Here is a 12,084-nt window from a genome sequence, read left to right on the forward strand (position 1 = left end):
ACCTGGTAGGCCATGTGAGGCGCGTCAGGCCTCGTCCGTCTCCTTCTGCGCCTGCATGATCTTCTCCAGCACCGCCCCTACGTACTGCTCGGCCCGCTCCTTGTCGATGCCGAGGCCGCTGAGGACGCCCTCGCCGTTCTCGTGCTCCAGCAGGGCGAGCAGGATGTGCTCGGTGCCGATGTAGTTGTGACCGAGGCGCAGGGCCTCGCGGAAGGTGAGCTCCAGGACCTTCTTGGCCGCCTGGCCGTACGGCACGAGCTCCGGGACCTCGTCGAGGGCGGGCGGAAGAGCCGCCGTCGCCGCCTCGCGGACCGCGTCGAGGGAGACGCCCTGCTTGATGATCGCCTTCGCGGCGAGGCCGTCCGGCTCGGCCAGCAGACCGAGGACGAGGTGCTCGGGCAGGCCCTCGGCGTTGCGGGCGGCCTTGGACGCGGTGTGCGCCGCCATCACCGTGTTGCGGGCGCGGGGCGTGTACCGGTCGAAGCCCTGGCTCGGGTCGAGGTCGTTCGACTCCTTCGGCACGAACCGCTTCTGCGCGGCCTGCCGGGTGACGCCCATGCTCTTGCCGATGTCCGTCCAGGACGCGCCGGACCGCCGGGCCTGGTCGACGAAGTGGCCGATCAGGTGGTCGGCCACGTCGCCCAGGTGATCCGCGGCGATCACCGCGTCCTGAAGCTGGTCCAGCGGCTCGGGGTGGACCTTCTTGATGGCCGCGATGAGGTCGTCGAGACGGATGGATGACGTGGTGTCGGGGTTCGTCATGTGTCAACCGTAGGTTGCGCCCCTATGGCTGTCAACCGCGGGTTGACAGTCGTATCGAGGGGGCGGCATGGCACCATCGGCCCGTGAGTACGTCCAGCACCGTCGATCGCGCGTTCGCATCGGCCCTCTACGAGACCGGTGAGACGGCCCTGGACGCCGGCGCGTCCCTGCTCGCGTCCGACCCGGCGGCCGACGCCGAACTCGCCCGGCGGGGACACGAGTTCGTGGCCGGGGCGTGGCGGCGCGGCTGGCAGCCGGCCGACGTCGTGCGGACCGTGCGGCGCGAGCTGGACGACGTGCACGTGCTGCTGGCGGCCGCGCTGATCCGCGCACAGGCCCCCGGCGACGGCCCCCGCGGCCGCCGCTGGAACGCCCAGCTCGCGGAGCTCCCCGACGACGCCCCGCCCCGCACGGACCGCTTCTCGCACGCCACCGCCGTGCTGGAGCTGTACCGCCTGCTGCTGCGGCTGCCGGCGCTGGAGGCCCTCGACGAGGCGCCCGGGCAGGTACCCGGAGGGGCGCGGGCCGAGTCCCGCATGCTCACCCGTATCCGCGCGCTGCTCGCCAAGGCGGAGGCCACCGGGTTCCCGGAGGAGGCCGAGGCGCTCAGTGCCAAGGCGCAGGAGCTGATGGCCCGGCACAGTGTCGACGAGGCGCTGCTCGCGGCGCGGGCGCCGTCGCCGGACGCGCCCGGGGCCTGCCGGATCGGGGTCGAGCCGCCGTACGAGCAGGCCAAGGCCGTGTTGCTGGACGCCGTCGCCGACGCCAACCACTGCCGGGCGGTGTGGAACGAGCCGCTCGGCTTCTCCACCGTCGTCGGCTTCGAAACCGACCTGGACGCGGTCGAACTCCTCTACACCTCGCTCCTCGTGCAGGCCACGACCGCGATGACCAAGGCGGAGGCGGCGCAGAGAGCGGGCGGCCGCAAGCGCACCAAGACGTTCCGTCAGTCCTTCCTCGCGGCCTACGCCCACCGCATCGGCACCCGGCTGGCAGCCGCCGCCGAGATCCGGGTGAGCGACGATCTGCTGCCGGTCCTCGCCTCCCGCGAGGTCGCCGTGACCGGGCGGCTGGACCGGATGTTCCCGGAGACGACCACGACCCGGCTGCGCGGGGTGCGCGACGCGGCGGGCTGGACGGAGGGCGCGCAGGCGGCGGACCGGGCCCAGGTCCAACACCGGCCGCCGCTGCGGTGATTCGCCGACAGGGCCGTCAGTGCCGTCAGTCGCCCGACGTCTCGAAGCCGCTCACCGAGGGCTTCTTGCCGTCCGTCCATGCGACCTCGCCGTAGGACCACGTCAGTTCGTGCGCCGTGCTGGTGTCGCCGGGCAGGGTGAAGGACGCCTTGTGCACGTCGAGACTCTCCGCGGAGCCCGCCTCGCCCCGGACGTAGGTGATCGTGAAGGACGTGGTGCCGCCCTTCCCGAAGGTCAGCGACTGGGCCTTCGCACCCTCCTCCGGCAAGACGGAGGTCGTCTTGTCGTCGGCCAGCAGGTCCACGCCGGGGAAGCCCTTCAGCGTGCACTGCGCGCCCTTGTTGGTGAGCGTGACGGTGACGGTGCCGGTGTCCCCGGCGGCCGGGGCGGCGCCCGCACCGACCTCCACGCCCATGTCGCCGACCGCGCACGCCGAACCGCTCTTCCGGTCCGCGTTCTTGACGTCGTCACCACCGGTCTTGTCGTCGTCGCAGCCGGTCAGCAGGAGCGTCGTGGCGAGGGCGGCGGCCAGGGCGAGGGGGAAGGTGCGCATGGGGTCCTCTGGGCGTGTCGTACGGAAGCGGCTTCGGGCCCCTGGATCATCACGCACGCGGGTCCCGCACGGGCACGCACCCCCTGCGATTCCCCCGAACGCCGGACGCCCACACACCCTCACCGCCCTTCCGGCACAGGCCGGTTGCAACGCGCCGCACCGGCCGGCCGGGCGCGGGCCTTGGTCGCTTCTCCGGCGGACGCTCGTTGTGGTGCCCGGGGCCTGTCGGCCGGGCGCGGGCCATGTCGCTTGCCTCGTGGACGTTCGCCGGGAGCCCGGGGCCTGCCACGGCCCGTGTCTCTTTCGGCGCCCGGCTGATCGTCCGGCACCCGCCCCCTGCCACAGCCCCGAACGCCGGACGGGCCACGGCCCCCGCAGGGGATCCGTGGCCCGTCCGTGCGGATGCCGGTGTCAGCCGAGGCCGGCCGTCGGGAAGCCCGTGGGGAGCTTGCCGCCCTCGGCCTTCGTGTAGGTCTCCGCGCCGAGGCCGCCCTCCCAGGTGACCTTCAGGCGGCTCTTGTTCACGGAGTCGACCATGCCGGTCGCCCGGTCCTTGGAGCCGTCCGTGCACTTCAGGCGGATCATCCGCATCCCGGACTCCTCGCCCGCGGTGCCGCTGCACACGCTCCCGCCGGTGGCGAACAGCGCGGCCTGCTTGCCGGTGATCACCAGCGCCACGGCCTTGCCGCCGGTCGTCGCCAGCCAGCTGCCCGCCAGCTCATCACCGGCCGACCCGTCGGAGCCGGAGTCGGAGCCGGAACCGGATCCGGAGCCCCCGCCCGTCGCGGACGCCGAGTCCGACGGGGACGGAGTCGACGCCGAGTCGTCCCCCGAGCCGCCGTCGCCGCTGCACGCGCTGAGCATGAGCACGCCCGCCAGCCCCGCGGCCGCCGCCGCGACGCGCACGGCGCCGGAGCGACGCGAGAAGATCACCGAAGTCACTGCAAGCCCCCAAGCTGTAGCCGGCCGGCCGGCCCGGACGGCACCGGCCGGCTTCCTGGCCGGAACGATCGCAGCAAGCTACCAGGGCCCGTCAAGAGCCTCCTCGAACGCCTCTTACCAGGACGACTTGCGCACTCCAGGCAGATACCCCGCGTGCGCCTGCTCCCGCAGACTCACCCGGGACAGCCCGAACGCCCGGAAGTAGCCGCGCGGCCGGCCGTCCACCTGGTCGCGGTTGCGCACCCGTGTGGCGCTCGCGTCCCGCGGCTGCCTGCGCAGCTCCGCCTGCGCGGCGAGCCGTTCGGCCTCCGTCGACGACGGCCTCCGGATGATCTCCTTCAGCTCGGCCCGCCGGGCGGCGTACCGAGCGACGACCTCCTGCCGCCTGTCGTTCTTCGCGATCTTGCTCTTCTTGGCCATCAGATCCTCACTCCCCGGGCGCGGATCCGGGCGACGGCCGCCTCGATCCCGATCGTGTCGATGGTCTTGATCCCCCGGGTGCTGAGCCGGAGCCGGACGTACCGGCCCTCGCTCGGCAGCCAGTAGCGCTTGGACTGGATGTTGGGGTCGAACCGGCGCGACGTGCGCCGGTGGGAGTGCGAGATGCGGTTGCCGAAGCCCGGCTGTGTGCCGGTCAGCATGCAGTGCGCGGACATGGGTGGTGACGAACCTCTCTGTCTCAGGAGATGTAAATGGAATTCATTTTCAGTAGCATAGCGGCATGGCACGCAACGAACTCCGGCCGGTCATCAAGCTCCGGTCCACCGCCGGGACCGGCTTCACCTACGTGACCCGCAAGAACCGCCGCAACGACCCGGATCGACTGACCCTGCGCAAGTTCGATCCGGTCGCCGGCCGCCACGTCGACTTCCGAGAGGAGCGCTGACCATGCGCGAGGGAATCCACCCGGCGTACGGACCCGTCGTCTTCCGTGACCGTGCCGCGAACTACGCCTTCCTCACCCGCTCGACCATGACGAGCGAGAAGACGATCGAATGGGAGGACGGCCGGACCTACCCGGTCGTGGACGTCGAGATCTCCGACGTCAGCCACCCCTTCTACACCGGCACGGCCCGCGTCCTGGACACCGCGGGCCGCGTGGAGCGCTTCGAGCGCCGGTACGGAAAGAAGGGCTGAACCCATGGCTGTCCCTCCTGGGCTCCCCGTCGTGATCGTCGGCGGGCTGCACGCCGATGCCCGCAGGGCGGCCGTCGCGCGGCTGCTCGCCGACGTGCCCGGCAGCGTCGTCCTCCACCACGACCTCGCGACGGCCGCAGCGGGCACGGTCGTACGGACCATCAGGGACGCCTCCGGCATCCTCGACGCGGGGGAGGCGCCGCTCGTCAACGACTGTGCCTGCTGTGCCCTGCGCGAGGACCTGGTCCCGGAGCTGGAGCGGCTGCGGGACGCCGGCGGCACCCGGCTCGCCGTCGTCGAGCTGTGGGACTCCGTCGAGCCCAAGGCCATGGCCGAGGTCGTCACGGCCGGCGGTCTCACCGTCACCGGCGTGATCACCGCCGTCGACCCGGCCCTGGTCCTGCCGTACCTCGGCAACGGTGACGACCTGGCCGACGGCGGTCTCGCCGCCGCCGCAACCGACCAGCGCACGGTCGCCGACACCTTCGCGCGCCAGCTGGAGTACGCCCCCGTGCTGGCCATCGCCGAATCCCCGGAGGCCGACGACGAGGACCGCGAGCTGCTCGCGCAGCTGCACCCGACGGCCCGCCAGGTGCGCATCGGGCAGGAGTTCCCCGCCGAACTCGCCGAACTCGCCGAACCGGCCGACGACGGCCTGACCGTGCCGACGCCGCGCCGGCGGGCGCTCTCCCCCCTGGCCCAGGCCGCCCTGGGCGGCTTCGACGTCGAGGCGGCCGCCGCCGCCCAGCACCCGGCCTGCGCCCTGCTCCCCGCCGAGGCCGACGCGCACGGCGTCTCCACCCTGGTGTGGAGCATGCGGCGCCCCTTCCACCCGGAGCGGCTGTACGCCGCGCTGGAGGACCTGACCTGTGCGGCCGCCCGCAGCCGGGGCCGGTTCTGGCTCGCCGACAAGCCCGACACGCTGTTCCACTGGGACGCGGCGGGCGGGGCCCTGTGCGTGGAGAGCACGGGCCCGTGGCTGGCCTCCCTGCCGGACGCGGCCTGGGACATGGTCCCGCCGGTGCGCCGGGCCGCCGCCGCGCTGGACTGGCACCCCGAGCACGGTGACCGCTGCCAGCACCTCGTCTTCACCTCGCCCGGCCTCGACCGGGACGGCCTGGAGCGGCTGCTGGAGTCCTGCCTGCTGACCGACGCCGAGTACGCCGCCGGGCCCGACGCCTGGCAGCGGCTGCCGCACGCCTTCGACACCCTCCTGGAGGTCTGACCCCTCATGCCGCGCAAGCCCGAACGCAAGCCCGCCAAGGACCGGCCCAACCCCCTGGACCAGGCCGGGATCACCTACATCGACTACAAGGACACCGACCTGCTGCGGAAGTTCATCTCCGACCGCGGCAAGATCCGCAGCCGCCGCGTCACCCGGGTGTCGTCCCAGCAGCAACGCCGGCTGGCCAGGGCCATCAAGAACGCCCGCGAGATGGCACTCCTCCCGTACGCCGGCCGCTGACCCACTCCGGATCGGTCATCCCCGCGTGACGGGCGGGGCTCCTGCCCACCGCTGTCGGCCGCCCGGCGCCGGGCGGCACGCGCGGGAGATGTGTGCCGGGTGGGGCCCTGCCCGTGCCGCGACGGGCCCGGGAACTGCTGCCGGCTCACCGCCGCCGGGGCAGGCGACGGTCGTCCGGGACCGGGCGGATGCCTGGTGGCACCGGTCGTGGCGGTCGCCGGGTTCAGCCGACCGGGGCCGACGCGCATGCGCGCGTGGCCGGGTGGGGTGGCCTCTGCGTGACGGTCGGGGGACCGCTGCTCGTGCCGTGACCGGTGCATCGGGCCCGTGGCGGGCGGTCGGGGCCGAGACGGATGCCGTCGGCATCTCTCGTGGCGTCGTTCGGCTGAGCCGGCTGCGGCCGACCCGCATGCGCGCGTGGCCGGGTGAGGTTCCCCACGCTTGACGGGTGGCGAACCTCCTGTGCAAGGCGTGCCGAGGTCGGCGGCCGCCGTCGGCCGGCCTGCCCCGTGGTCCGCCCCGGGCGCCCCGGACCGGGCCGGACGCCGGTCGGGGCGGGTGCACGGAGGCCGGGGGCCGGAGTGGGCCGGGTGACCGGCGCACGGGTCCTCGTGGGCCGGAAGCCGGGCGCGGTATCCGGCGATGGTCCGAGCGACGCACCGGCCACAAGGATGACCCCGGCCTGCTGCGACCGGCCTATTTCTCCCCGTCCTCGCAGGCCGCGGCCGTCTTCCGGATGCGGGTCGGCCGGTCGAACGGCCGACCCGGGGCCCCGTGCCTCAGCTCCCGCTTCTTCGGTGCGGCCCCCGCGCGGTCCCTCGCCCCGTCGCCGAGCGGATGCTCCGCCTCCACCGGACCTCCGCCGAACCCGCCGACTTCGTCGCAGGCCTGGGGGAACGGGAGGCGGGGCCAAGCCGTCAAACAGTCAAGAACTTCGGTAAAGCGGTCGTCGAAGCTGTAACCGCGGGACCACCCCGCGTGCACGTGCATCTGCCCATGCATCTGCACATGAACAGAGCTATGATCCGGGTCAGTTGACCACTGCATCAATGGCCACACCAGCCAGTGCACCACCGGGGAGCGACCTGTGGACCACGACGTGTACAACGGTATGGCGGCCGCCGGGCTGCACGGCGTGGCCTGGCAGAAGAGCCGGCACAGCAACTCGCAGGGCTCGTGCGTTGAGTTCGCCCGGCTGCCGGGCGGAGATGTCGCCGTCCGCAACTCACGCTTCCCCGACGGCCCCGCCCTGGTCTACACCCGCGCGGAGATCGAGGCCATGCTGCTGGGCGTGAAGGACGGCGAGTTCGACCACCTGGTGGGCGGTTGACCATCCGACAGCCCCCGGTGAAACCGGGGCAATCGGCACTCCCTGCGCGGTAACGCGCGTAGAATCAGGACGCGAGGAAGTGCCGCGGTTTCTCATTCCCCGTTCGGCCGCGAACCGGTCCGCGCCAGCCGGAACAGCGCCCAGACCACCTTGCCGTCGAGCGCGCCCGCGAGCGGATGCCAGCCCCAGCTGTCGCTGAAGGAGTCGACGAGGAACAGCCCGCGGCCCGACTCGGCCGAGAAGTCGTCGGTCTCCCGGGTCACCGGACTGTCGTGGCTGGGGTCGCGCACCGCGCACACCAGCCGTTCGCTCCACCGCATCAGGTGCAGCCGCACGGGAGGTTCACGGCCGTTGACGCACACGCCGTTCGCCGACAGCCCGTGCCGCAGGGCGTTGGTGACGAGTTCCGAGACCACCAGGCAGACGTCGTCGAACCGGTCGCCCAGGCCCCACTGGTCGAGGGTTCTGCGGGTGAACTGCCGTGCCTCGCGCACCGCTTCGTAGCGGGCGGGCAGAGCGCAGGAGGCGGCGTCGGACGCGGCCGCGGGATCCAGCGGCGGAAGGCCCTGCCGTAACGGCTCGAGCATGGTCGATCCATTCGTCCCCATGCGAGGCACTCCCGGGAATTCGCGGTCGGTGCGATGCGGCGGTGGTGCGGGACCATGGTTTCGGATGCGTACAGCAGATGCAAGGGCAGATGCACGTGCAGGTGACCGGAATGAGTCGTCCCGTACCGCTTGTTGGTCAATTTTTCCGTCATCTTCACGTCCCTCTTTGGCCGTTCACTTGCCCTCTTCTTGTTCCCGCGCGCGAGCGTCGACCGTCTCGATTCCGTTTCCGTAACCGGACGAGTACTGCTCGGAGTGTTTTAGTGGCAGACTGCGGCCCCTGAAGACGTTGGGGAGGCTGGCGAACGTGAGCGCGGGAGAGCCGGGATCGGTGGTGCGGCGCATGCTGCTCGGATCACAACTCAGGCGACTGCGTGAGGCGCGGGGCATCACGCGCGAGGCTGCGGGCTACTCGATCCGCGCCTCCGAGTCGAAGATCAGCCGGATGGAGCTGGGCCGGGTGAGCTTCAAGACCAGAGACGTCGAGGACCTGCTGACCCTGTACGGCATCACGGACGAGCAGGAGCGCGCCTCCCTGCTGTCCCTTGCCAAAGAGGCCAACGTCGCGGGCTGGTGGCACAGTTACTCGGACGTCCTGCCCAGCTGGTTCCCGACCTACGTCGGCCTGGAGGGCGCCGCCTCGCTGATCCGGGCGTACGAGGTGCAGTTCGTGCACGGCCTGCTGCAGACCGAGGCGTACGCCCACGCGGTGGTCCGGCGCGGCATGCAGGGCGCGAGCGAGGCCGACGTCGAACGCCGCGTTGCGCTGCGGCTGGAGCGGCAGAAGTACCTCGTCGACGAGCGCGCGCCCGACTTCCACATCATCCTGGACGAGGCCGCCCTGCGCCGCCCGTACGGCGACCGCGCGGTGATGCGGGGCCAGCTCCAGCACCTCATCGACATCTCCGAGCGGCCCAACGTACGGCTTCAGGTGGTGCCGTTCAGCCTCGGCGGCCACTCCGGCGAAAGTGGCGCGTTCACGATCCTCAGCTTCCCGGAGTCCGACCTCTCGGACGTCGTCTACCTGGAGCAGCTGACCAGCGCGCTGTACCTCGACAAGGCCGAGGACGTCGCCCAGTACGAGAAGGCCCTCAAGGAGCTGCAGAGCGACAGCCCGGGCCCTTCGGAGAGCCGGGACCTTCTGCGGGGCCTGCTCCAGCTCTCCTGAAGTACTCCTCCAACTCTCCTGAAACGCAAGTACGATGACGTGTGATCAGATCGTGAAGGCGCGATCAGAGGTCTGCCAGGGATCGAGGGATCACACATGTCGTCGTCCTACTTCACCGACCTTGCACAGCAGTACATCGACGGTGAGTGGCGCCCGGGTACCGGCTCCTGGGACATCATCGACTTCAACCCGTACGACGACGAGAAGCTCGCGTCGATCACCATAGCCACGGTCGACGAGGTCGATCAGGCGTACCGGGCGGCGGCCCGCGCCCAGAAGCAGTGGGCCGCGACCAACCCCTACGCCCGCCGGGCGGTCTTCGAGAAGGCGCTGCGCCTGATCGAGGAGCGCGAGGCCGAGATCTCCGAGGCCATCATCGCCGAGCTCGGCGGCACACGTCTGAAGGCCGCCTTCGAGCTGCACCTCGCCAAGGAGTTCCTGCGCGAGGCGGTCCATCTGGCCCTGGCCCCCGAGGGCCGGATCATCCCCTCGCCGGTGGACGGCAAGGAGAACCGCGTCTACCGCGTGCCGGTCGGGGTCGTGGGCGTGATCAGCCCCTTCAACTTCCCCTTCCTGCTGTCGATCAAGTCCGTCGCCCCGGCGCTCGCGCTCGGCAACGCCGTGGTGCTCAAGCCGCACCAGAACACGCCGATCGTCGGCGGCTCCCTGGTCGCGAAGATCTTCGAGGACGCGGGGCTGCCCGGCGGACTGCTGAACGTGCTCATCACCGACATCGCCGAGATCGGCGACGCCTTCCTGGAGCACCCGGTCCCCAAGGTCATCTCCTTCACCGGCTCCGACGCCGTCGGCCGGCACGTGGCGACCGTCTGCGCCCGGCTGTTCAAGCGCTCCGTCCTCGAACTGGGCGGCAACAGCGCGCTGGTCGTCCTCGACGACGCCGACATCGACTACGCGGTCGACGCGGCCGTCTTCAGCCGGTACGTCCACCAGGGCCAGGTCTGCATGGCCGCCAACCGCGTCCTCGTCGACCGTTCGGTCGCGGACGAGTTCACCGAGAAGTTCGTCGCCAAGGTGAAGACCCTCAAGGCGGGCGACCCGCGCGACCCGGAGACCGTCATCGGCCCGGTCATCAACTCCTCGCAGGCGGACGCCGTCTCCGGCGTGGTCGAGCAGGCCCTCGCCGAGGGCGCCACGGCCCTGGTGCGCGGCGGACGGACCGACAACCTCGTCGAACCGTCCGTGCTGACCGGCCTGCCCGCCGACTCGGCCCTGCTGCGGCAGGAGGTCTTCGGGCCGGTCGCGTTCCTCGTCCCGTTCGACGGCGAGGAGGAGGCCGTCCGCCTCGTCAACGACACCCCGTACGGCCTGAGCGGCGCCGTCCACACCGGGAACATCGAGCGCGGCGTGAACTTCGCCAAGCAGATCGACACGGGGATGTTCCACGTGAACGACGGCACCGTCCACGACGAGCCGATCGTCCCGTTCGGCGGCGAGAAGCACTCGGGCATCGGCCGGCTCAACGGCGACACGATGCTCGACTCGTTCACCACGACCAAGTGGATCTCGGTGCAGCACGGCCGCAGCGGCTTCCCGTTCTAGATCTGTTCTGGATCTCCTGCCACCCCGGACCCTTGCGGACAGAACCTGACCGCAAGGGTCCGTAGCTTGGTCGGTGTCAGGGGGAAAGGCCCCCGGACCTGGCGAAGGGCAGCGGTCATGGTCACTCACGTTCCGGCGGAGGCACACGGCGACGAGCGCGGGGCGCTCCTGGCCTTCATCGCCGAGCAGCGCGGCGGCGTCCGCCGGGCGGTGCTCGGGCTGACGGACGAGCAGGCGGGCTCCCGCCCCAGTGCCAGTGAGCTGTCCCTGGCCGGGCTGGTCAAGCACGTCGCCGAGGTCGAGCAGATGTGGGTCTCCCTGGCCAAGGGCGAGCCGCCGGCCGTCGTGCGGGACCAGAGCAACTGGCACGAGTGCTTCCGGCTGGTCGAGGGCGAGACGGTCGAGTCGCAGCTGGCGTACTGGGAGAAGGTCGCCGCCGAGACGGAGGCGTACATCCGCTCGGTGCCCAGCCTCGACGACACCTTCGCGCTGCCGGCCCAGCCCTGGTTCCCGCCGGACGGCCGGGTCTCGCACCGCTGGCTCTGCCTCCACTTGATCCGCGAGACGGCCCGGCACGCCGGTCACGCCGACATCATCCGCGAGTCCCTGGACGGCAGGACCGCCTTCGATCTGGTGGCCGAGGAACACCGGGCAGTGGCCGAGGCATAACCTTGGCCGCATGTCAACGATCCGCCTCCTCGTGCTCGGCGCGGTCCGTATGCACGGGCGGGCCCATGGCTACCAAGTGCGCAACGACCTGGAGTACTGGGGCGCGCACGAGTGGTCCACGGCCAAGCCCGGCTCGATCTACCACGCCCTGAAGCAGATGGCGAAGCAGGGGCTGCTGCACGCGCACGAGATCGCCCCCTCCACCGCCGGCGGCCCGCCGCGCACGGAGTACGAGATCACCGGGCAGGGCACCGAGGAGTACTTCCGGCTGCTGCGGGAGGCGCTGGTCACCTACGACCAGCGCGCGGACGTGAAGACGGCGGCCGTCGGCTTCATCGTCGACCTGCCGCGGGCGGAGGCGGTCGCGCTGCTGAAGGAGCGGACCCTGCGGATCGAGCAGTGGCGGACCTCCGTCCTGGAGCACTACGTGCCCGAGGAGGGCCCCGGACAGCTCGGGCACATCGGCGAGATCATGAACATGTGGGTCCACACGGCAGACTCCGAGGCCGAGTGGACCCGCGGTCTCATCGAGCGCATCGAGGGCGGCGCGTACACCTTCGCCGACGAGGGTGACCCGTTCGTCGGAGTGCTGGCCCCGGGCGAGGAGAACCCCTACGCGACGGGGGAGCAGCATCCCGGGGACGAGCACTAATCAAGTTTGACGAATGGCTCGGGCGGGGATACCTTCGAGCCT

At 71.4% G+C, this 12,084-nt stretch carries 16 protein-coding genes; 10 read left to right on the top strand and 6 right to left on the bottom strand.

Annotated elements, in window-relative coordinates:
• Window positions 1-24: 24 nt before the first annotated feature.
• Entirely contained in the window at window positions 25-762 is a 738-nt protein-coding gene (locus tag A4E84_RS22535; protein ID WP_062928322.1) for a Clp protease N-terminal domain-containing protein, read from the bottom strand.
• Window positions 763-845: 83 nt separating this feature from the next.
• Between A4E84_RS22535 and A4E84_RS22540 the strand changes: the two genes are divergently transcribed.
• Window positions 846-1,958, top strand: coding sequence for a DUF2786 domain-containing protein (locus tag A4E84_RS22540; RefSeq protein ID WP_062928323.1), 1,113 nt, complete (start codon window positions 846-848; stop codon window positions 1,956-1,958).
• A 25-nt stretch (window positions 1,959-1,983) separates the two neighbouring features.
• Here A4E84_RS22540 and A4E84_RS22545 read toward each other — a convergent pair whose 3' ends face one another.
• The 4 genes from A4E84_RS22545 to rpmB form a co-directional block, all read right to left on the bottom strand.
• Window positions 1,984-2,511: a DUF4232 domain-containing protein gene (locus tag A4E84_RS22545; RefSeq protein WP_062928324.1), complete on the bottom strand. Its 528-nt coding sequence runs from the start codon at window positions 2,509-2,511 to the stop codon at window positions 1,984-1,986.
• 411 nt (window positions 2,512-2,922) lie between these two features.
• Complete coding sequence (locus tag A4E84_RS22550; protein ID WP_418082219.1) at window positions 2,923-3,453, bottom strand: hypothetical protein; 531 nt, start codon at window positions 3,451-3,453, stop codon at window positions 2,923-2,925.
• Between the two features lie 114 nt (window positions 3,454-3,567).
• Window positions 3,568-3,873, bottom strand: a complete 306-nt coding sequence (rpsN, locus tag A4E84_RS22555; RefSeq protein ID WP_062928325.1) for a 30S ribosomal protein S14 — start codon at window positions 3,871-3,873, stop codon at window positions 3,568-3,570.
• Window positions 3,873-4,109, bottom strand: coding sequence for a 50S ribosomal protein L28 (rpmB, locus tag A4E84_RS22560; RefSeq protein WP_062928326.1), 237 nt, complete (start codon window positions 4,107-4,109; stop codon window positions 3,873-3,875). The genes rpsN and rpmB overlap by 1 nt, the downstream gene beginning before the upstream one ends.
• A gap of 65 nt (window positions 4,110-4,174) precedes the next feature.
• On the opposite strand from rpmB, the gene rpmG reads away from it, so the two are divergent.
• The 5 genes from rpmG (at window position 4,175) to A4E84_RS22590 (ending at window position 7,385) form a co-directional block, all read left to right on the top strand.
• A complete protein-coding gene (gene rpmG / locus A4E84_RS22565) occupies window positions 4,175-4,339 on the top strand; it encodes a 50S ribosomal protein L33 (protein ID WP_003991959.1) in 165 nt (54 codons plus the stop codon).
• 2 nt (window positions 4,340-4,341) lie between these two features.
• Window positions 4,342-4,590: a type B 50S ribosomal protein L31 gene (locus A4E84_RS22570; RefSeq protein ID WP_033310254.1), complete on the top strand. Its 249-nt coding sequence runs from the start codon at window positions 4,342-4,344 to the stop codon at window positions 4,588-4,590.
• A gap of 4 nt (window positions 4,591-4,594) precedes the next feature.
• Complete coding sequence (locus A4E84_RS22575) at window positions 4,595-5,815, top strand: CobW family GTP-binding protein (RefSeq protein ID WP_062928327.1); 1,221 nt, start codon at window positions 4,595-4,597, stop codon at window positions 5,813-5,815.
• Between the two features lie 6 nt (window positions 5,816-5,821).
• A complete protein-coding gene (rpsR, locus tag A4E84_RS22580; RefSeq protein ID WP_062928328.1) occupies window positions 5,822-6,055 on the top strand; it encodes a 30S ribosomal protein S18 in 234 nt (77 codons plus the stop codon).
• 1,111 nt (window positions 6,056-7,166) lie between these two features.
• Window positions 7,167-7,385 carry a DUF397 domain-containing protein gene (locus A4E84_RS22590; protein WP_045296613.1) on the top strand — a complete coding sequence of 73 codons (219 nt, stop codon included), beginning with the start codon at window positions 7,167-7,169 and terminating at the stop codon, window positions 7,383-7,385.
• Between the two features lie 92 nt (window positions 7,386-7,477).
• On the opposite strand, the gene A4E84_RS22595 is transcribed toward A4E84_RS22590, so the two are convergent.
• The gene (locus tag A4E84_RS22595; RefSeq protein ID WP_062928330.1) at window positions 7,478-7,972 is read right to left on the bottom strand and encodes an ATP-binding protein; all 495 of its coding nucleotides are present in this window, start codon (window positions 7,970-7,972) and stop codon (window positions 7,478-7,480) included.
• 364 nt (window positions 7,973-8,336) lie between these two features.
• On the opposite strand from A4E84_RS22595, the gene A4E84_RS22600 reads away from it, so the two are divergent.
• The 4 genes from A4E84_RS22600 (at window position 8,337) to A4E84_RS22615 (ending at window position 12,042) form a co-directional block, all read left to right on the top strand.
• Entirely contained in the window at window positions 8,337-9,161 is an 825-nt protein-coding gene (locus tag A4E84_RS22600) for a helix-turn-helix domain-containing protein (RefSeq protein ID WP_051814774.1), read from the top strand.
• Between the two features lie 96 nt (window positions 9,162-9,257).
• Complete coding sequence (locus A4E84_RS22605) at window positions 9,258-10,721, top strand: aldehyde dehydrogenase family protein (protein ID WP_062928331.1); 1,464 nt, start codon at window positions 9,258-9,260, stop codon at window positions 10,719-10,721.
• A 117-nt stretch (window positions 10,722-10,838) separates the two neighbouring features.
• A complete protein-coding gene (locus A4E84_RS22610) occupies window positions 10,839-11,390 on the top strand; it encodes a DinB family protein (protein WP_062928332.1) in 552 nt (183 codons plus the stop codon).
• A 10-nt stretch (window positions 11,391-11,400) separates the two neighbouring features.
• Window positions 11,401-12,042 carry a PadR family transcriptional regulator gene (locus A4E84_RS22615; RefSeq protein WP_062928333.1) on the top strand — a complete coding sequence of 214 codons (642 nt, stop codon included), beginning with the start codon at window positions 11,401-11,403 and terminating at the stop codon, window positions 12,040-12,042.
• The last annotated feature ends 42 nt before the right edge of the window (window positions 12,043-12,084 follow it).

It is taken from the genome of Streptomyces qaidamensis, assembly GCF_001611795.1.
Classification (GTDB): domain Bacteria; phylum Actinomycetota; class Actinomycetes; order Streptomycetales; family Streptomycetaceae; genus Streptomyces; species Streptomyces qaidamensis.